Below are 18,749 nucleotides of genomic sequence, written 5' to 3'. Positions count from 1 at the left end.
CGTCGCCCGGCCGTGATTGAGCGGCGCTCGCGGCCGATCGTGCAAACCTTCCGGACCAAACTCCCGATAACGCCCTAGCCATTTGTAGCCGCTCTTGCGCGAGATGCCGTAGGCCGCACACAGCTGCGTCATCGTCTCCTCGCCAGAAAGGCAGTCCACAACAAACCGGAGCCGCTCATCCATGATGCCAGTCTCTCGCCAAACCATCGCCGGTCCTCCCGGCGGACAAGAAAACTGTCACCCATCTAATCAGTCCATTCTGTTACCTATCTATCCGGTTCGGACACTGCCGGCACCTTCTCCCCGCAAACGGGGAGAAGACCACTGGCCGCACCGTCGGCGCTCTTCGTTTGACGCCGGTGATTGGCGAAAGCGGTAATGACAGCGTCCTTCGCCCCGTTTACGGGGAGAAGATGGCGGCAGCCAGATGAGGGGCGGCGCCAGCGCCAGAAAGCCTGGCCACGAGCAGAAACAGCCTACGTCGCGCGCCGCTCGTCACGGCGCGCCGTATTGCTCCTTACTCAGCCGCCTCATATCCGGCGATGCCCTTGATCTCCAGGAAATCCTCCAGCCCGTATTCAGCGTATTCGCGGCCGTTGCCCGACTGCTTGTAGCCGCCGAAGGGCAGGCCGGCGTCCCAGGTCGGGTAGTTGATGTAGACATTGCCGGAGCGCATGCGCGCCGCCACGTCGCGGGCCTTCTGGATGTCCTTGGCCTGGATGTAGGAGGCAAGGCCGTAGACCGTGTCGTTGGCCTGCTCGACCGCCTGTTCGACCGTGTCGTAGGGCAGGATCGCCAGCACCGGCCCGAAGATCTCCTCGCGCGCGATGCGCATGTCGTGGGTGACGTCGGCGAACACGGTCGGCCTGACATAGTAGCCGCGGTTGAGTTCGGCCGGGCGGCCGGGGCCACCCGCCACCAGCGTCGCGCCTTCATCGATGCCGGCCTGGATCAGGTCCTGGATCTTGTCGAACTGGATCTGGCTGACAACGGGGCCGAGCTTGGTGTTGGCGCCGTCGGCCGGGCCGACCACGAACTTCTCCGCCGCCGCCTTGGCATAGCCGGCGGCCTCGTCATGACGGTCGCGCGGCACGAACATGCGGGTCGGCGCATTGCAGGACTGGCCTGAGTTGCTGAAGCAGCCGGCGACACCCTTGGTGACGGCCTTGGCAAGGTCGACATCCGGGAACAGGATGTTGGCCGACTTGCCGCCCAGTTCCTGGTGCACGCGCTTGACCGTGTCGGCCGCCGCCTTGGCCACCAATATGCCGGCGCGGGTCGAGCCGGTGAACGACATCATGTCGATGTCGGGGTGGCTGGACAGCGCCTGGCCGACGCCAGGGCCATCGCCGTTGACGAGGTTGAACACGCCCTTCGGCACATCAGCCTCGTCGATGATCTCGGCGAAGATGATGGCGTCGAGCGGCGCGATCTCCGACGGCTTCAGCACCATGGTGCAGCCGGCGGCGAGCGCGGGACCGACCTTGCAGGTGATCTGGTTCAGCGGCCAGTTCCACGGCGTGATCAGGCCGACGACGCCGATCGGATCCTTGACGATCAGCGAACTACCCTTGACGTGGCGGAACTGGAACGTCTTCAGCACCTCCGCCATCTTCTGCAGATGCGCAAGACCAACGCCGACCTGGCTGTCGAGCGCCATCTGGCGCGGCGCACCCATCTCGCGCGACACGGCGAGCGCCAGATCCGTGGAGCGTTTCTTGTAGACTTCGATGATGCGGTTGAGGATATCGAGGCGTTCTTCCACCGAGGTGAAACCGTAGGTGTTGAAGGCGCGCTTGGCGGCGGCCACCGCCTTGTCGACATCGGCCTTGGAGCCGAGCGAGATCTGCGCGAAGGCATCCTCGTTCGACGGATCGATGACATCGAGCGTGTTGGGCACAACAGGATCGACCCACGCGCCATCGATATAGAACTGCAGATTGTGTGACATGGTTGCCTCCTCGGGAGTGCCGCATGGCCGTTTCGGCCGTGATATCCGGTTAGAAATAACGATGCACGAGCCGTGCTGTCAAACGCAACCCCCGAACTGGTTGATCCAGCGCGCCAGTAATTGAGCCAGAATGTGCAATATCGACGTCCGCTGAAAAGCCGCCGCCGAGTTCCTTCGCGCCCCCCTCTGTCCTGCCGGACATCTCCCCCACTTGGGGGGAGATTGGCTACAACCGCTGCCTTCGCCAATCTCCAGCGTTGCAGGAGGAAAGCCAGCGTCAAAGCTGCCAATCTCCCCCCTCGTGGGGGAGATGTCCGGCAGGACAGGGGGGGGGCGCCGTAGGGCGCTACTTCTGCCGTCGTTCGCGCTCCCAACTAGCCCTGAGCGGCAACCGTCACCGTCAATTTCTTGCTCATATAGACCGTCATGCCACCCATGAACGGCTCCTCCCGGTCGACCGTATAGCCATGGCTTTTGTACAACAACACATTGGCCTCGAAGGCGCCATTGGTCAGCAGGCGAAGCTCCGGGCGGCCTGCTTCGAACGCCTTTTGCTCGGCTCGCTCCAGCAACAGCCGGCCGATGCCCCTGCCCTGCGTCTGCGGCGCGACGCAGACATTCTCGATCCACAGATGGTCGTCTGCCAGCATGGTTTCGATCATCCCGACGATGCGGCCGTCCTCGACAGCGAGCTCGAACGGATGTTCGGCGACGGCCTTCTCGTAATCTGCGCGCATCGGCAGCGGCTCGCGGCCGATCACCGGCACCCATTTGGCATAGGCCGCGCGCACGATGTCCCTGATGGCGGCGGCGTCGGCGGGTTCGGCCGGCCGAAACCGGATGGAATTCTTTGTCATCACAATGCTCCAGGCATGAAAAACCCGCCGGCTTGCGCGGCGGGCGGGGCGGGAAACGAACGAACCGGATCGATGAGGCCGGATTATCGTCGCGCAATCAGCCTGCCGCTCCGCGGTGGGCGGCGTCGCTGGGTGCTGGCGGGCGCGAAAACGAACATGGCGCCAAGCTGGCGCAGGACGGGCGCCGGTGTCAAGGACGTCTGCACCAATCGCCGATTGCATTATGGTCCCTCGACGCAAATGATCCCTGATGATGGCGTGCGGGTGCTGGCCGACTGGCGCCGCCCTTCCCCGGCCACCACCTCGATTATCCCAGCCGCCGCCAGGCGACGCCGGCTTTTCGCTGCTGGTCGATGCGCTGTCGCGGCTAGAGCATGGTCCGAAAAGTGGAACTGCGCCGACAGTCGCTCTATTTTCGCAGCCAGATCTTTACGGAGCCATCGCCGTGACCGTGACCGACCTCTATCGAGCCTATATCGACTGCCTCAACAACCAGGATTGGCAAAGGCTGCATCGCTTCGTCCATGACGAGGTGCACTACAACGGCGACCGCGTCGGCCTGTCAGGCTACCGCGCCATGCTGGAGCGGGATTTCCGCGAAATTCCGGATCTGTATTTCGACGTCCAGCTGCTGATTGCCGATCCGCCCTTTATCGCCAGCCGCCTGCAATTCAACTGCACGCCCAAGGCAACCTTCTTCGGCCTGCCCATCAACGGCAAAAAAATCTCGTTCAGCGAGAACGTGTTTTATGAATTTCTGAACGACCGGATCAGGAACGTCTGGTCGGTGATCGACAAGGCGGCGATCGAGGCGCAGCTTTGACGGCATGCCGCCGCGCTTCTTGAAGTACCATTTTGCAGACGTCGGCGCCGCCCCTTACCTGCCTGGCGGCATCCTCTCCTCGTATAGCGACGGGAGAGGGAGGCTGTCATCGGCGATTTCGCCAATCATCGGCGTTGCAAGAAGGTCGCCGGCATTGCGGCCAGCCCCTCTCGCCCCGTTTACGGGGAGAGATGTCCGGCAGGACAGTGAGGGGCGGCGCTGACTTTCGATGATTGGCGATCGAAGGCCAACGAACAGCATGATGCATGCACCAAGGGTGGCGCCACTGCGTACGCTCGATTGGCGCCAATCGTTCGTAAAAATCGATCATTCCAACCATAACAATTCGTTGGAAAGATCGTTTCGGGAATGGCATTCTCCAGGGGTACTCGCCTGGAGAATTGCATTGTCGTCCTTCACCCACATCACGAACGATATTCCGAAAACCCTGATACAGGCCGATCTGGCCGCGGGCCGCAAGCGGCTCGATTCGGTGTGGAGCGGCGTCATCCCCGGCATCGTGCTGGTGGCGATGATCACGGCCGTCGCCTTCTCGGCGCACAATGTCTCCGGCTTTGCCCTGTTCAGTCCGATGATTCTGGCCGTCGTCGCCGGCATGGTCTATTCCAACGTGCTCGGCACGCCCGCCCACGCCAAGGCCGGCATCGCCTTCTCGCAAAAGCGCCTGCTGCGCTTCGCCATCGTGCTGCTCGGCTTCCAGCTGACGCTCGGCCAGGTCGTCTCGATCGGCGCCGGCGGCGTCGGCATTGTGGCGGCGACGCTTGGCGCGACCTTCCTCTTCACCATCACGCTCGGCCGGCTGATCGGCGTCGACGCCAAGCTGGCGCGGCTGATCGCCGCCGGCACCTCGATCTGCGGTGCCTCGGCCATCGTCGCCACCAACATCGTCACCGATGCCCGCGACGAGGACGTCACCTATGCCGTCGCCTCGATCACACTGTTCGGCACCGTAGCCATGCTCGGCTTCCCGCTGCTGGCGCCCGTGCTCGGCCTCGACCAGCATGCATTCGGCCTGTGGGCCGGCGCCTCCATCCATGAGGTGGCGCAGGTCATCGGCGCTGGTTTCCAGAACGGCGCCCAGTCCGGCGAGATCGCCACCGTGGCCAAGCTGACGCGCGTTGCCATGCTGGCGCCGATGGTCGTCGCACTCGGCCTGACGGCGCGTTGGAAGTCGAGCGACGATCGCTCGGCAGCGCGACCGCCCATGCCGTGGTTCGTTGCAGCCTTCGTCGCCGTCGTGGCGTTGAACAGCCTGGTCACCGTGCCGGCCGAAGTGAAGGCGGCAATCGTGCTCGCCACCACCATCATGCTGACCATGGGGCTGGCAGCCATGGGCCTTCAGGCCGACATTTCGCAACTGCGCTCGCGCGGCCTGCGCCCACTGGCGCTCGCCTTCTGCGCCTTCCTGTTCATCGGCTGCTTCAGCCTGATGCTGGTGAAGCTTATAGGCTGATCAGTCCTCGAACGAGCTCGATGCGGCATAGATCGCGGCGAGCTTTTCGATACCGGCCTGGTCAGCCTTGTCGAAGCGCCCGGGCAGCGGGCTATCGAGATCGAGCACGCCGAAGACGCCTTCATCGTCTTCGAGCAGCACGACGAGTTCCGAGCGCGAATCGGCGTCGCAGGCGATGTGGCCGGCAAAATCGTGCACGTCCTTGATCAGCATCGAGGTGCCGAGTTCGACCGCCGTTCCGCACACACCCTTGCCGACCGCGATGCGCACGCAGGCCGGCTTGCCCTGGAAGGGTCCCAGAACCAGTTCCTCGTCCGAAGCCAGGAAATAGAAGCCGGCCCAGTTGAGGTCGGGCACCATCTGGAAGATCAGCGCCGCGGTGTTGGCGGCATTGGCGATCGAGTCGCTTTCGCCGTCGAGCAGCGCTTTCAGTTGAGCGGCAAGGTCGCTGTAGAACGCGGCCTTGTCCGTACTGTCGATGGCCTTGGCGGCAAACATGGCTTGTCTCCGAACTTGACAATCGCGGCTGCTTCGAAACGGCGCCCGGGTGGCACCCCGCGGAGCGGACCATATAGCGTGAATTCCATCCCTGGCGATAGCCGCGGGATCAGGCCCCGCCGCCGCCATCGTCGCCGGCACCGGCGGCCAGCCTGCTCCTGGTCATCAAGCGCGGCATCGGCGCTATTTCAGAGGCAAGAACAGTTCCGTGACCACCTCGTGTGCCGGCACCTCCGCGATGGGGGACAGCCGGCGCTGGCAATAGACCGGAAAGTCGCGCACTTCCTCGCCGCTGGCCGGAAGCCATTCGCGATAAAGGTAGAGTGCGGCGGGTTCGAGATTGTTGGTGTTGCCGGGGTAGCGCAGCACCGCGCAGCGGCCGCCGGGAATCACGCCAGCCTTCATCTGCCCGTCGCTCTCATCGATCGGCCGGTCGGTCCCGACACAGATATCCATGCTGTATTCGGCAGCGACCGCGGGCTCCCTTTCGGAGCGGAAGATGTTGAAGGTCGGGCTGGTCGCGGGCGACAGGCCGGCGGCCTTGCGCCAGGCGATGAACCGCTGGATGGTGGCGCCGAGCGTTGCCCGGGCGCCCCGATGCTCCATGATCGCCACCGGTGTTGGCGGCACTTCGCGGATCGTCACGTCGTCTTGGTCGAAGATTATCTGCATGAGCGTGTTCCTTGCTTTGTCGAAAGGCCCGAAGGCCATGAGCCACGCCCCCCAGTCGGGAGATTTCCGGAACGACGAAGGCGATTGTCCGAACCGTTGCCGAAAGGCGCGGGCGAAGGCATCCGGTGCGTCGTAACCGGCATCCATCGCTATGTCGGTGACGCTTTCGGCGTCGCTTCCGGCGAGCCTGTACGAAGCGCGCTTCAAGCGGGCGAGCTGGACATAGCGATGCACGGAAACCCCGAAGGTTGACGTGAACTGCCGGTGGAAATGGAATTTCGAGAACGCCGCGACGCCGCTCAATACTTCCAGATCCAGATCGCCATCCAGATGCCGGTCTATATGGTCCAGCACCCGCTGCATCCTGGCATGGTAGTTTTCAAGCGCCGCCTTCAACGTCCAGTCCTCCGTGGCAACACCAGTTAGGCGCTACCGGCCATGTTGCGCTCGACCGATCTTGCGGTTTGCCCGGTATGCCCTGATCGAGGTGGCATCGTTTGGCCGGACCGTTGCCGCAGGTGCATTGGCACTCGGCGGACAGGAGTGCTGAAATCTGTCCAGGGCTCGAATAAATATTCAAAAGTATTATTCCGCCGTCCGATTCCATGATGTCATCCGGGAGCCAAATATTTCAAAAATTTGAATTTTATCGGCTGAGCGCCTATCTATGCGACAAGTTCGTTTTCACGATTTGAGCATGAAGGAGAATTTTCGATGGCCGATGGCAATCAGACACTGATGGCGAAAGCCGAAGCCCGCTTCGTTGACAAGCAGAAGAAGACGGCGGAGCGCAACAGGGCGACCGCCGAATATGTGTCCGAGGCGCGGGCCAGGGAAATCAAGACGGCAAAGTTGAGGGAATTGCGGCTGGCCAAGGAAGAGGCGGACCGGATAGCGGCCGCCCAGAACCCGCCGCCGGCGAAGAAGCGGGCGGCGAAAAAGGCGTAGGCCAAACTCCTGCTTCGGCGTTTCGAGCAACGTTGAGCCGGCCAAGCCGGCTCAACGTCTGTTTGGGAATTTGTGGAGGCCTCGCCTCGGGATCGAACCGAGGCTTCAGAGATTTGCCGTCTCCAGCGTCGCCGCTCCGCCACGAGGCCATCGCTGTCGAATTAACGGGCAAATAATTGCTGAAAGGTTAAGCCCGCGAGTTTGTCCACAGGGTCATCGGCTTGCGCAGTGTTTTGTCGCCATGCGGCCGCTAGGATGCGCCACCGTCGGCAAGTGAAAGCCGCCGGTCTTCCTGCAAACGGCCGTGAGCCCAGCCAAGGAGTTCCGCCAGGTCGAGTGGAGCCATTTTCAGCGGCCCAGCATTGTATCCAGTGCCGGAAGGCTGACGATCGACGCCATGGCGATGAGGCCATAGCAGGCCCAGCGATAGCCGCGCTCGCTGGTGCGTCCGAACAGGTGCGAGCCGATATAGAGGCCAAGCCCGTAAAACGGTCCCGTGACTAGCGCGAGCGCAAGCACCGGCAGCGTGATCAGCCCGCCGGCGAGATAGCTGACCCCTGTCAGCGCGCTTATGTTGCAGCCAACAATCTTGGCGGCAAACGGCGCGATGTCGCCTGAGCCAACAGGTCGCACGCCGAGCCGGCCTGGCAGGGTGTCTACGCCGCCTGTCTGACTTCGATCGTCAGATGCGACAAGGACCTGAACCGCGCCAGCCGGCTGCGATAATAATCCTGTTGCCGGAGTGTAGGTGTCGAAATCGAGACGATGGCGCCGAGATGTCCAGGCCCGAGCCGCCACAAATGCAGGTCGGCGATCTCATCGCCTTCGCTCTCTATGGTCCGGCGCAGGCTTTCCGCCATGCCACGGTCAGGATTCATGTCGAGCAGGACAGCGCCGGTATCGCGGATCAGCCCGAGCGCCCAGCTGGCAATGACCACCGCCCCGACAATACCGGCGAGCGGGTCCATCCATAGCCAGCCGAAGGCGCGGGCCAGAACAAGCCCAATGATGACCAGTACGGACACAGCCGCGTCGGCGATGACATGGACAACGGCGGCGCGCATATTGTTGTCATGCGTGGCCTTGCCGTGCGCATGATGATGCTCCTCGAACAGAACCGGATAGGTCTCTCCGCCGATCCTGACATTGGCCTCGAACTCGTGCGGCTCCGGAATTTCCTCGATGGACTCCAGGCCATTGCCCAAATCCCTGAATGAGAAGCTCTGCCGGACACCATCCGGCCGCACCGTCTCTATCGAGATTGAGGACGAAGCGAGCGCCGCCCCGACCTCTGAGTGGAGCCGGAACCGCGGGGGCACTCCGTCCTCGAACACCTCCAACATGACCTCGCCACCCGCCGTGGCGATCCGATGCGTCTCGTCATGTCCGTGGGCGGTCGCGTGGCCATGAGCATGACCGTGACTATGACCATGATGATCGCCGCCGCTGAGCAGCCATGCGCTGGCAATGTTGACGGCAAGGCCAAGACAGGCGACCGGGATGGCCTCGGCAAAATGGATCGGCACGGGCGCATAGAGGCGCATGACGGATTCATAGCCGATCAGCAGCGCGATCATGGCCAGGATGATGGCGCTGGTGAATCCGGCGAGGTCGCCGAGCTTGCCCGTGCCGAAGGTGAAACGCAGGTCGCCGGCATGGCGGCGCGCGTAGGTATAGGCAAGTGCCGCCAGCAAGAGCGCACCAGCATGCGTGCTCATATGCAGCCCGTCGGCGACAAGGGCGATCGAGCCGAACAAAAGGCCGCCGACAATCTCGGCCACCATCATGACCGCGCAGAGCCAGATCACGGCCCAGGTCTTGCGCTCGCTCCTCTGGTGCTCCTCGCCGAGGAACATATGGTTGTGGAAGGCGCTGTTGGTCATGGCGGAGCTCACTTTACATAGGTGCGGATGACATCGAGCAACTGCTCGACCGCCTCGCCGTTGAGCGCGCCGGGGTGGCGCTCGGAATCGACGAGATGCGTGCGCACGTGATCCTCAACCACCTCGCCCATCAACCCGGTCATCGCGCCACGCGCGCCGGCGATGAGATGCATGATGGCCTCGCAGCCGGCCTCGCTGTCGAGTGCCCGCTCGATGGCCTCGACCTGCCCTCTGATACGGCGTACGCGCGCCAGAAGCTTCTGCTTCTCCCGGATCGTATGTGTCATACCAGCTGGCTAGCATAGCCCCCTACCCTATTCAAGAGCTCAGGTGCATGGCCTTAGGGCAATCGCCTCAAGTGTGGAGCCCTTTTCCGAGCCTCGGCGCCGCGGTTGCGGAGCAATTGGAATGGAAACGTCTTCCGGACCGGCCGGGAGCTGCACGGCGCGCCGGCTCTTGCCGGCAGGCGCTCAAGCCGCGGCGCTGCGGCCTTTCGTACCGGCTTGCGCCTTGAAGATGCGGAACGTGTTGCGGCCCGCCGCCTTGGCGGCATAGAGCGCGGTGTCGGCTTGCGCGAACAGATCGCAGGGCGAGCCTGTCCCGGCAAACGCAATGCCGACCGAGGCGCCCAGCCTCAGCGACTGGCCACGCACCGCGACCGGCTTGCCCATCCTCTCGATGATATCGCGGGCAACGCCCGAAACCGCGCCCCGGTCGAGATGCGGCCCGAGCAGCACCGCGAACTCGTCGCCGCCGACGCGCGCCACCAAGTCCGCCTCGCCGCAGCCGCCGGCAAGGCGCTCGGCCGCCGCCTTCAGGCATTCGTCGCCGACGACATGGCCGAACGTATCATTGACTGCCTTGAAGCCGTCGAGGTCGATCAACAGCAGCGCGCCGAGCGGGCGGCTGGCATCCGCCTGCGCCAGCCGCGACTGGAAGCGGGCGCGGTTGGCAAGCCCGGTCATGGCATCGAACTCGGCCATGTAGCGCATCCGGTCCGACAGGATCTTTTCCTCGGTGATGTCCTGCTTCATGCCGAAGATGCGCACCGGCACATCGGCCTCGCACTCGACGCTCGCGGTGATGCGGATCCAGCGACTGTGTCCGGCGAAAGTGGTGATCTCGGCGTCGAGCGTGAAGCCGCTGCGCTCGGCGATCGCCCGGCCGCGCAAACTGTCCAGCGCCATGCGCGATTCCTGCGGGTAGCACTTGACGATCTCCGAGCGGTCGAGCGCAACGCCGCGCGGCAGGTCGAACAAATCATAGACCACATCGGTCCAGTGCAATTCTTCGCCGGGCAGGCTGCATTCCCACACGCCGATGCGCGCGGCGGCCGAGGCGCGGTCGAAGATCTTGCGGCTGTGCGCCAGCGAAACCTCCTGCCTGGCGATGAGCGCTGCCTGCGCGGCAAGTTCGACCTTGAGCTTGGAGATGGTGGAAGCGTCGCGGCGCTGCTCACCGCCACTGTCCTGCCCGGCCCGCTTGCCGGGCTGCGAAGCCGGGCCTTTCGGAGTGTAGGATGTGTCGGGCATGGAGCAGCTCCTGGCGGGGAATCACCTTGGCGCGAAAGCGATTAAAACTTCGCTGACAGGGAGCTCGGATTTGGCGGAAACTGATGGTTACGTCGGCGCCGCCCCTCACCTGCCTGCCCGTCCTTCGCTGCAGCTGGCGCTGCTGCTCCGGAGGGGGAACCGGCATCCTCTCCCCGTATAGTGTCGGGGAGAGGGACGCTCACGTCGCCGGTTTCGCCAATCACCTGCCTTGCAAGAGGGGCGCCAGCGTTGCGGCCAGCCTTCTTCTCCCCGTCGCTATATTGGGAGAAGTGCCCGGCAGGGCGATGAGGGGCAGCGCCAGCGGTTGGAATGGGGTGATGCCACGACCGATCCCCGCCAACCCACTTTTCCCCTTGAACGCTCCCCAAAACTGGCTTAGCCTGAACTGAGAAAAGGTTTTTCCAAACATTTCCAATCGGGCTCGGCCATTGGCCGGGCCTTGTTCCGGCCTATTTGAGAAAACCTTTTCCCAGCTAAGGATACCTCGGCACGATGGCATCGGACGATCAGCCTGTCCCGGTCTTTCCCAAGCCCGTCACCTTGCGTGACGTGGCGGCGCGGGCCGGCGTCAGCGTTGCCACCGCCTCGAAGGCGCTGAACGATCAGGGGCGCATGACCGCGGAGACGCGCGAGCGCATCCGCGAGACGGCGCGCAGCCTCGGCTTCCGGCCGAACAGCCTGGCGCAGAGTTTGCTTCGACGCCGCTCCTTCACTGTCGGCCTGCTCACCAACGATACATATGGCCGCTTCTCGCTGCCGCTGATGTCGGGCATTTCAGACGCGCTGGTCGACAATGGCGTCTCGGTCTTCCTGTGCAATGTCGAGGAGGATCCGCGGCTGGGCCAGTTGCATGTCGAGGCGATGCTCGACAAGCGCGTCGACGGCATTATCGCCACGGGAAAACGCATCGACCGCCATCTGCCCGTCGACCTCGCCGATCTGCGCGTGCCCGTGATCTATGCCTTCACCCAGCCCGATCCCGACGCCGTCGCCTTCGTCTCGGACGACGCCGGCGGCGCTCGGCTGGCGGTGGAACATTTCTGCCGGCTCGGCCGCCGGCGCATCGCCCATGTCAGCGGGCCGGCGAGCTTCGCCGTGGTGCACGCCCGCGCCCAGGCCTACCGCGACGTACTCGCCGAAAACGGCCTGCCGGTGACGGAACCGCTGCTCGGCTCCTGGTCGGAAGCCTGGGGCCACGAGGCGGTAGCACACCTCTTCGACGGCAAGCGCGACAGGCCGGACGCCGTCTTCTGCGGCAACGACCAGATCGCGCGCGGCGTCATCGATGCGTTGCGCGAGCGCGGCCTCGACGTTCCCGGCGATGTCGGCGTCATCGGTTTCGACAATTGGGAGATTGTCGCCGAGGCAACGCGCCCGCCGCTGACCTCCGTCGACATGAACCTCGTCGCCCTCGGGCGCGAGGCCGGGTTGACCCTGCTGTCGCTTGTCGGCGGCCAGCCCGCCGCGCCGGGCATAAGACAACTGCCGTGCCGGCTGGTGGTGCGTCAGTCATGCGGCCGCCTGCCGGACGGCTGAAAAACGAAGTGCCGCAATCGGCGGCAAGCCGCGCAGTGCGGCCAAATGTGGAGGAGGAGAACATGAGGACTTTGATTGCCAGACTGGCCCTGACTGCTGCCGTGCTGGGCAGCGGTCTTGGCGCTGCCGCCGCAGACACCGCCAACATCTGGGTGCGCGCCGACGGCTCGAACTTTATGCCGAGGATCGTCGACGCCTACAACAAGGCGCACAAGGACCAGATCAAGCTCGATATCATCCCCAATGCCGAGATCATCCCGAAATACGGTGCGGCCGCCGCCGGCGGCACGGCGCCCGACGCGCTGTCGCTCGACCTGATCTATACGCCCTCCTTCGCCGCCGCCGGCCAGCTGGAGGACATCACCGACTGGGCCAAGTCCCTGCCCTATTTCGCCAGCCTGTCGCCGGCGCATGTCAAGACCGGCACCTACAAGGACCACATTTACGGCCTGCCCTTTTCGGCCGACGCCTCGGTGCTGATCTGGAACAAGAAGCTGTTCAAGCAGGCAGGCCTCGACCCTGAAAAAGGCCCCACCAACTGGGCCGAGATCGCCGCCGATGCAGAGAAGGTCAACGCGCTTGGCGGCAACATCAAGGGCTTTTATTTCTCGGGCAATTGCGGCGGCTGCAACATCTTCACCTTCACGCCGCTGATCTGGGCCTCGGGCGGCGATATCCTCAGTGAGGACGGCTCCAAGGCGACGCTGGACAGCCCGCAATTGCGCGGCGCCATCGACCTCTACCGCTCGATGGTCAAGAAGGACCTGGTGCCGGCCGGCGCCCAGACCGACACCGGTGCCAATTTCTTCGCCGCATTCGCCGCCGGCAATATCGGCATCTCGCCCTCCGGCGCCTTCGCCATCGGCGCGCTCAACACCCAGTATCCCAATGTCGACTACGGCGTCACCTTCCTGCCGGGCAAGGATGGCGGCTGGTCGTCCTTTGCCGGCGGTGACAATTTCGTCGTCACCAAGGGCACCAAGAAGCTCGCCGTGGTGAAGGAGTTCTTGGACTTCGCCTATTCGCTGGAAGGCCAGACCATCCTCGCTAAATACGGCAGCCTCCCGGTGCGCGGCGACATCGCCAAGGATGCGCTCAAGGATCTCGACCCGCGCTACCAGATCGCCGCCGAAGCCATGGCCAAGGGCAAGACGCCCTATTCGGTGGTGTTCAACGATCTGATCAACTCCGCCAACGGCCCGTGGACGCAGATGATCAACGAGGTGTTCTTCGGCGACGATGTCGACGGCGCGATCGCGAACGCGCAGGAGACCATGCAGTCGATCATCGACCAGGCGCCGCAGAAGTAGCGGGAGCCTACCGGCCATCCGCCTGCCTCCCTGGGCGGGTGGCCGGATGATGCATCTCTAGATGGCAGGACGATACCGTTGGGAAAGCATATCCTCACCTGGAACAAAGGTTCGGGGCGCCGGCCGCGCGCCGATCCACCTTCTCCCCCAAGGGGAGAAGGCAAGGCGAGCGCCCAGCCATGACCTCGATCCCCACAACCGCCGTCCCGCCCCGCGCCCGCAAACTCGTCGGCGCCGGGCGTCGGCAATGGATCGGGCTGCTCTATGTCCTACCGGCCGTGGCGCTGGTCACCGTCTTCTTCGTCATCCCGCTCGGTATGACGGCGTGGATGTCGCTGCACAACTGGCCGCTGATGGGCGACCACAGCTATATTGGCCTCGACAATTACTGGGCGATCCTGCGCGACACCAGGTTCTGGAACGCGCTCAAGTTCACGGGCTACTACACCGTCGTCGTCACCATCGCGATCTTCGCCGTTGCCTTCCCGCTGGCGATATTCATCGAGCGGCCGCGTCCGTTCACCAACCTCTACCGCACCTTCTTCTTCATGCCGGCGGTGGTCGGCTTCGCCTCGGCGAGCCTGCTCTGGTCATGGCTCTTGAACGTCGATTCCGGCCTGTTCAGCCCCGCCGCCTACGACCTCGGCCTGATCGACAGGAGGTTCAACCTGCTCGCCACCTTCCAGCCGGCCTTCTGGTCGATCATCGCCATGGTGGTGTGGAAGGTCGCCGGCTTCACCATGATCATCCTGATGACCGGCTTGCAATCGATCCCGCAGGACCTGCAGGAGGCGGCCCTCATCGACGGCGCCGGACCGTTCGCGCGCTTCCGGGCGATCACCCTGCCGCTGATGCGCCGCACGCTGGCGCTGGCGCTGATCCTGTCGGTCGCCGGCTCCATCCTCGCCTTCGACCAGTTCTACATCATCCTGCGCGGCGGTCCGCGCAACCAGACGCTGACGGCGGTCTACTGGATCTTCAACCAGTCCTTCGTCTCGTTCAAGCTCGGCTATGGCGCCGCACTCTCGATGGTGCTGCTGGTCATCCTGGTGGCGCTCAGCCTCATCCAGTTGTGGCTGCTGCGCAAGCCGGAGGGGCTCGACTGATGGCCCAGGCGATTTCAGCCAGGGGCAAGCTCGCCGCGCGCCTGGCCAGGCACTCCACCGGCATCATCGCCTCGGTGCTGTTCGTCGCGCCGATCGTGTGGACGGCGCTGTCGGCCTTCAAGCCGGCGGCCGAAGCGCGGCTGCCGCCGCTGCCGCCCTGGCCGACCACCGGCTTCTCGCTGGAGAACTACGCCACGCTCAATTCCTTCGGCGACGGTCTGTGGGTCTCGGCGCAGAACAGCATCTACGTCTCGGTGATGACCGTCGTGCTGTCGGTGATCGTCAGCGTGCTGGCCGGCTACGGCTTTTCGCGCTTCCGCTTCCCGTTCAAGGACCTGTTCTTCGTCCTCATCCTGTCGACGATCATGATCCCGTTCCAGTCGATCCTGACGCCGATCTTCCTGGTCCTGACCAAGCTTGGCCTGCACAACACGCTGACCGGCCTGGTCGGCGTCTATGTGACGCTGCAATTGCCGTTCTCGATCTTCATGATGCGCAACGCCTTCGACGCGGTGCCGCGCGAGATCGAGGAGGCCGCACGCATGGACGGCGCCGGCAACGCCACCATGCTGGTCAAGGTGATGCTGCCGCTGGTCTGGCCCGGTGTCGTCACCATCGCGCTGTTTGCCTTCCTCGGCGCCTGGAACGAATTCCTCGCCGCTTTGGTACTGATGACCGACCAGTCCAAATTCACGCTGCCGGTGATGATGACGGCCCTGCAATCGGGCCGCTTCGGCGCCATCGACTGGGGCGCCGTGCAGGCCGGCGTCACCGTGATGATGGTGCCATGCCTGATCCTGTTCCTCGCTTTGCAGCGCTTCTACATCCGCGGCCTGATGGCCGGGGCCGTCAAATAATAGATCGAATGGAGTGAATTCATGACCGCATCGCCATCCGCCAAGACCGGAAAGCCGAAGCTCGCCTTCCGCCCGTTGCCGGTGCCGCAGGTCGACGTGCACGGCTTCTGGGGCGACCGCGCCGACGCGGTCGCCACGCGCACCGCCGACATCCTTTACGACCGCTGCGTCGAAGCCCGCATGCTGGAGCAGATCGACCCGGACCGCCCCTCGCCCGGCGTGGTCATTCCCTTCCACTCGCCCTCGCCTGATGAAGCCGACCGCCAGGGCGCCGAATTCACCGGCTCGACGGTGACCACGCAGATGTTCTGGGATTCCGATCTCGGCAAGACGATCGAGACCGCGGCCTATTCGCTCTACCGGCGCAAGAACCCCGAGCTGGAAGCCAAGATCGACGCCGTCATCGACATGTACGGCAAATTGCAGCAGGAGGACGGCTATCTCTCCAGCTGGTACCAGCGCATCCAGCCCGGCAAGCGCTGGACAAACCTGCGCGACTGCCACGAGCTCTACTGCGCCGGCCATCTGATCGAGGGCGCGGTCGCCTATTACCAGGCGACCGGCAAGCGCAAGCTGCTCGACATCATGTGCCGCTACGCCGACCACATCGCTTCGGTGCTGGGGCCGGAGCCCGGCAAGAAGAAAGGCTATTGCGGCCATGAGGAGATCGAGCTGGCGCTGGTCAAGCTGGCGCGGGTGACCGGCGAGCAGAAATACATGGAGCTGGCGAAGTACTTCATCGACCAGCGCGGCCAGCAGCCGCATTATTTCGACGAGGAGGCGCGCGCCCGCGGCGCCGACCCGAAGGCCTATCATTTCAAGACCTACGAATACAGCCAGTCGCACATCCCGGTGCGCGACCAGGACAAGGTCGTCGGCCATGCGGTCAGGGCCATGTACCTCTATTCGGGCATGGCCGACATCGCCACCGAATATGGCGACGACTCATTGCGCGTCGCGCTCGACCGGTTGTGGGACGACCTCACCACCAAAAACCTCTACATCACCGGCGGGCTCGGTCCGTCGGCGCACAATGAGGGTTTCACCAGCGATTACGACCTGCCCAATCAGAGCGCCTATGCCGAGACCTGCGCCGCCGTCGGCCTGGTGTTCTGGGCAAGCCGCATGCTCGGCATGGGGCCGAACGCCCGCTACGCCGACATGATGGAGCGCGCGCTCTACAATGGCTCGATCTCCGGCCTGTCGCTCGACGGCTCGCTGTTCTTCTACGAGAACCCGCTGGAAAGCCGGGGCCGGCACGTCAGGTGGAAATGGCACCGCTGCCCCTGCTGCCCGCCCAATATCGGGCGCATGGTCGCCTCCATCGGCAGTTATTTCTACAGCCTGGCGGACGATGCGCTGGCTGTGCACCTCTACGGCGACTCCACCGCCCGCTTCGACATTGCGGGCACGGCGGTGAGCCTGACGCAGGCGAGCCGCTATCCCTGGGATGGCGCCGTCGAGATCACGGTCGAACCGCGAACGCCGGTGGAGTTCACGCTGCATCTGCGCATCCCGGCATGGAGCAGCAGCGCGACGCTCCAGGTCAATGGCGAAGCGGTCGACCTCGGAGAGATGACCAGCGACGGCTATGCCGCGATCCGGCGGACGTGGAAAAAGGGCGACAGCGTCCGCCTCGACCTCGAAATGCCGATCGAGCGGCTCTACGCCAATCCCGAAGTCCGGCAGGATGCCGGCCGTGTCGCGCTGTCGCGCGGGCCGCTGATCTACTGCGTCGAGGCCTCGGACAATGACAGCCGGCTGCATTGCCTGACGCTGCCGCGCACGGCTGAGATAGAGGCGCATGAGGCGCCCGGGCTGCTGGGCGGCGTGGTGACGCTTTCAGCCGCGGCGCGGGCCGATGCCGGCGACGGCTGGCAGGACGGGCTCTACCGCTCCGAACCGCCGGCCAGCGTCGAGACACGGCTGACCGCCATCCCCTATTTCGCCTGGGACAACCGCGAGCCCGGCGAGATGCTGGTATGGCTGCGCGACGGCTGAGGCCGCAGCCTGATTATGTCCGGCTTGATTGGACGGCGGTGGCAGGCATCGCCGTCTTCGCTGCCGCCTGCGGCGCGTTTGTGTCGACATGCGCCCAGGCCGGCCGTTCGAACAGGAACATTCCGAAGCCGACGCGTTGGATGATGAGGTAGAGCACCACCGGGCTGATGATCGAGACCAGCAGCACCGCCAGGCTGAGCATGCCGGTGTCGGTCAAAAGGCCGCTTGCCAGTGCCGCGCCACGGAAGAGCGACATCGGGATGGTGAAGGCGACATAGACGACCAGCGAATGTTCGCCGAGCCAGCGCAGCCATTCCATGGCGGCGAATTGCGACAGGAAACCGCCAAGCACGCACAGTGCAACCGCACCGGCGACGGCCAAAGTGAGATGCAGCGGCGGCCATGCGGCCAGCCCCATCTGCATGCCGACCGGATGCATGGCATAACCCGGCGAATAGACGAGCAGGCCATTGACGACAGCCCACAAAGCCAGGCCGGCGACGGCCAGCATCGGGCGGGGCTGCGTCCATTCGACGAGCCTGAACACCAGCGGCGCCAGCACGAAGCCAAGGTAGAAGAACACGAAATAGGCCGCGAATTGTTCGACCGCGTAGCTGTCGGGATGCGGCGCCCACATCTGCAGGGCGGCAGCGATCGGGATGACGATCCAGGCCGGCACGCGGAACTGCCGCAAAAGCTTGGCGACAAGGCCGAACACCGCCAGCATGTAGATGAACCACAGCACACCGTAAGGCTGGACGACGGCCATTGCGAGGTCGTGCAGCATGCCGCCCGGGTCCCGGCTGAAAATGCCGATCTTCAGACCGATCGAGATGATCGCCCACAGCACGTAGAAATAGAGATAGTGGACGACGCGCCGGTCGACATAACGCCGCCACGGCCGGTCGATCACCTGCGACAGGAACAGTCCGGAGATCAGGAAGAATTCCGGCATGCGGAACGGTGTCGCGAAGCCGATGACATAATGCAGGAAGCCGACGCCGCCCGTGTACTCGCCGGTGTTGTAGGCCGAGTACATCATGACCACGAGGATGATCGAGAGACCTTTGGCCGTGTCCACCCACGGCATGCGCATCGGGCTGTTCATGGCGAATCCATCTGGAGCCAGCCAATCCGGCCAGCCATCATTCCGAGATGTCTAGCACCATCAAGCTTCCCAGATCGTAAACACGGCTGTGCTGGGTCGATCGCTGCGGCGTCAAAGTTGCCGGCAATCTCCACCGCCAGCGCTGCCCCTCACCTGCCTGCCGGCATCCTCT

At 64.2% G+C, this 18,749-nt stretch carries 18 protein-coding genes and 1 tRNA gene; 8 read left to right on the top strand and 11 right to left on the bottom strand.

Annotation, left to right across the window (positions count from 1 at the left end; genetic code table 11):
• The 3 genes from A3AU_RS1000000138180 to A3AU_RS0121745 form a co-directional block, all read right to left on the bottom strand.
• A partial coding sequence (locus A3AU_RS1000000138180) for a helix-turn-helix domain-containing protein (RefSeq protein ID WP_027054747.1) occupies positions 1-207 on the bottom strand: 207 nt, incomplete at its 3' end.
• A 310-nt stretch (positions 208-517) separates the two neighbouring features.
• On the bottom strand, positions 518-1,951 hold the full coding sequence (locus A3AU_RS0121750; protein ID WP_027054746.1) for an aldehyde dehydrogenase family protein: 1,434 nt from the start codon (positions 1,949-1,951) through the stop codon (positions 518-520).
• A 374-nt stretch (positions 1,952-2,325) separates the two neighbouring features.
• Positions 2,326-2,808: a GNAT family N-acetyltransferase gene (locus A3AU_RS0121745; RefSeq protein WP_027054745.1), complete on the bottom strand. Its 483-nt coding sequence runs from the start codon at positions 2,806-2,808 to the stop codon at positions 2,326-2,328.
• Between the two features lie 445 nt (positions 2,809-3,253).
• Between A3AU_RS0121745 and A3AU_RS0121740 the strand changes: the two genes are divergently transcribed.
• Both A3AU_RS0121740 and A3AU_RS0121735 read left to right on the top strand, forming a co-directional pair.
• Positions 3,254-3,631 carry an ester cyclase gene (locus A3AU_RS0121740; protein WP_027054744.1) on the top strand — a complete coding sequence of 126 codons (378 nt, stop codon included), beginning with the start codon at positions 3,254-3,256 and terminating at the stop codon, positions 3,629-3,631.
• 406 nt (positions 3,632-4,037) lie between these two features.
• Positions 4,038-5,105: a YeiH family protein gene (locus A3AU_RS0121735; RefSeq protein ID WP_027054743.1), complete on the top strand. Its 1,068-nt coding sequence runs from the start codon at positions 4,038-4,040 to the stop codon at positions 5,103-5,105.
• On the opposite strand, the gene A3AU_RS0121730 is transcribed toward A3AU_RS0121735, so the two are convergent.
• Together A3AU_RS0121730 and A3AU_RS0121725 are read right to left on the bottom strand one after the other, a co-directional pair.
• Positions 5,106-5,603: a GAF domain-containing protein gene (locus A3AU_RS0121730; protein ID WP_027054742.1), complete on the bottom strand. Its 498-nt coding sequence runs from the start codon at positions 5,601-5,603 to the stop codon at positions 5,106-5,108.
• A 183-nt stretch (positions 5,604-5,786) separates the two neighbouring features.
• Positions 5,787-6,671 carry an AraC family transcriptional regulator gene (locus tag A3AU_RS0121725; RefSeq protein ID WP_027054741.1) on the bottom strand — a complete coding sequence of 295 codons (885 nt, stop codon included), beginning with the start codon at positions 6,669-6,671 and terminating at the stop codon, positions 5,787-5,789.
• A 318-nt stretch (positions 6,672-6,989) separates the two neighbouring features.
• Between A3AU_RS0121725 and A3AU_RS0121720 the strand changes: the two genes are divergently transcribed.
• Positions 6,990-7,223, top strand: coding sequence for a hypothetical protein (locus A3AU_RS0121720; RefSeq protein WP_027054740.1), 234 nt, complete (start codon positions 6,990-6,992; stop codon positions 7,221-7,223).
• A 73-nt stretch (positions 7,224-7,296) separates the two neighbouring features.
• Here the strand turns inward: A3AU_RS0121720 and A3AU_RS0121715 are convergent.
• From A3AU_RS0121715 to A3AU_RS0121695, 5 genes are all read right to left on the bottom strand, one after another.
• Positions 7,297-7,372: transfer RNA gene (locus A3AU_RS0121715), tRNA-Cys, on the bottom strand.
• Positions 7,373-7,571: 199 nt separating this feature from the next.
• Complete coding sequence (locus A3AU_RS0121710; RefSeq protein WP_027054739.1) at positions 7,572-7,856, bottom strand: hypothetical protein; 285 nt, start codon at positions 7,854-7,856, stop codon at positions 7,572-7,574.
• 23 nt (positions 7,857-7,879) lie between these two features.
• Positions 7,880-9,106, bottom strand: coding sequence for a CDF family Co(II)/Ni(II) efflux transporter DmeF (gene dmeF / locus A3AU_RS0121705; RefSeq protein WP_027054738.1), 1,227 nt, complete (start codon positions 9,104-9,106; stop codon positions 7,880-7,882).
• 8 nt (positions 9,107-9,114) lie between these two features.
• Positions 9,115-9,393, bottom strand: a complete 279-nt coding sequence (locus A3AU_RS0121700; RefSeq protein ID WP_027054737.1) for a metal/formaldehyde-sensitive transcriptional repressor — start codon at positions 9,391-9,393, stop codon at positions 9,115-9,117.
• Between the two features lie 183 nt (positions 9,394-9,576).
• Complete coding sequence (locus A3AU_RS0121695) at positions 9,577-10,638, bottom strand: diguanylate cyclase domain-containing protein (RefSeq protein WP_027054736.1); 1,062 nt, start codon at positions 10,636-10,638, stop codon at positions 9,577-9,579.
• Positions 10,639-11,151: 513 nt separating this feature from the next.
• On the opposite strand from A3AU_RS0121695, the gene A3AU_RS0121685 reads away from it, so the two are divergent.
• The 5 genes from A3AU_RS0121685 to A3AU_RS0121665 all read left to right on the top strand — a co-directional run bounded on the left by A3AU_RS0121685 (position 11,152) and on the right by A3AU_RS0121665 (position 17,469).
• On the top strand, positions 11,152-12,195 hold the full coding sequence (locus A3AU_RS0121685) for a LacI family DNA-binding transcriptional regulator (protein WP_027054734.1): 1,044 nt from the start codon (positions 11,152-11,154) through the stop codon (positions 12,193-12,195).
• 62 nt (positions 12,196-12,257) lie between these two features.
• Positions 12,258-13,505, top strand: a complete 1,248-nt coding sequence (locus A3AU_RS0121680; RefSeq protein WP_027054733.1) for an ABC transporter substrate-binding protein — start codon at positions 12,258-12,260, stop codon at positions 13,503-13,505.
• Positions 13,506-13,684: 179 nt separating this feature from the next.
• The gene (locus A3AU_RS0121675) at positions 13,685-14,611 is read left to right on the top strand and encodes a carbohydrate ABC transporter permease (RefSeq protein WP_027054732.1); all 927 of its coding nucleotides are present in this window, start codon (positions 13,685-13,687) and stop codon (positions 14,609-14,611) included.
• Positions 14,611-15,468: a carbohydrate ABC transporter permease gene (locus A3AU_RS0121670; protein ID WP_027054731.1), complete on the top strand. Its 858-nt coding sequence runs from the start codon at positions 14,611-14,613 to the stop codon at positions 15,466-15,468. Before A3AU_RS0121675 ends, A3AU_RS0121670 begins: the two co-directional genes overlap by 1 nt.
• Before the next feature lie 21 nt (positions 15,469-15,489).
• Positions 15,490-17,469: a glycoside hydrolase family 127 protein gene (locus tag A3AU_RS0121665; protein WP_027054730.1), complete on the top strand. Its 1,980-nt coding sequence runs from the start codon at positions 15,490-15,492 to the stop codon at positions 17,467-17,469.
• Between the two features lie 13 nt (positions 17,470-17,482).
• Here A3AU_RS0121665 and A3AU_RS0121660 read toward each other — a convergent pair whose 3' ends face one another.
• A complete protein-coding gene (locus tag A3AU_RS0121660) occupies positions 17,483-18,577 on the bottom strand; it encodes an acyltransferase family protein (RefSeq protein ID WP_032917861.1) in 1,095 nt (364 codons plus the stop codon).
• Positions 18,578-18,749 lie beyond the last annotated feature (172 nt).

It is taken from the genome of Mesorhizobium erdmanii USDA 3471, assembly GCF_000472705.1.
GTDB lineage: Bacteria > Pseudomonadota > Alphaproteobacteria > Rhizobiales > Rhizobiaceae > Mesorhizobium > Mesorhizobium erdmanii.
This window is presented reverse-complemented; position numbering and strand designations above follow the sequence as displayed.

Bases quoted from the DNA above. Each gene is read 5' to 3' on its own strand.
- A3AU_RS0121750 (WP_027054746.1), bottom strand. From the start codon at position 1,951: ATGTCACACAATCTGCAGTTCTATATCGATGGCGCGTGGGTCGATCCT.
- A3AU_RS0121745 (WP_027054745.1), bottom strand. From the start codon at position 2,808: ATGACAAAGAATTCCATCCGGTTTCGGCCGGCCGAACCCGCCGACGCC.
- A3AU_RS0121730 (WP_027054742.1), bottom strand. From the start codon at position 5,603: ATGTTTGCCGCCAAGGCCATCGACAGTACGGACAAGGCCGCGTTCTAC.
- A3AU_RS0121720 (WP_027054740.1), top strand. From the start codon at position 6,990: ATGGCCGATGGCAATCAGACACTGATGGCGAAAGCCGAAGCCCGCTTC.
- dmeF (WP_027054738.1), bottom strand. From the start codon at position 9,106: ATGACCAACAGCGCCTTCCACAACCATATGTTCCTCGGCGAGGAGCAC.
- A3AU_RS0121700 (WP_027054737.1), bottom strand. From the start codon at position 9,393: ATGACACATACGATCCGGGAGAAGCAGAAGCTTCTGGCGCGCGTACGC.
- A3AU_RS0121695 (WP_027054736.1), bottom strand. From the start codon at position 10,638: ATGCCCGACACATCCTACACTCCGAAAGGCCCGGCTTCGCAGCCCGGC.
- A3AU_RS0121685 (WP_027054734.1), top strand. From the start codon at position 11,152: ATGGCATCGGACGATCAGCCTGTCCCGGTCTTTCCCAAGCCCGTCACC.
- A3AU_RS0121680 (WP_027054733.1), top strand. From the start codon at position 12,258: ATGAGGACTTTGATTGCCAGACTGGCCCTGACTGCTGCCGTGCTGGGC.
- A3AU_RS0121675 (WP_027054732.1), top strand. From the start codon at position 13,685: ATGACCTCGATCCCCACAACCGCCGTCCCGCCCCGCGCCCGCAAACTC.
- A3AU_RS0121670 (WP_027054731.1), top strand. From the start codon at position 14,611: ATGGCCCAGGCGATTTCAGCCAGGGGCAAGCTCGCCGCGCGCCTGGCC.
- A3AU_RS0121665 (WP_027054730.1), top strand. From the start codon at position 15,490: ATGACCGCATCGCCATCCGCCAAGACCGGAAAGCCGAAGCTCGCCTTC.
- A3AU_RS0121660 (WP_032917861.1), bottom strand. From the start codon at position 18,577: ATGAACAGCCCGATGCGCATGCCGTGGGTGGACACGGCCAAAGGTCTC.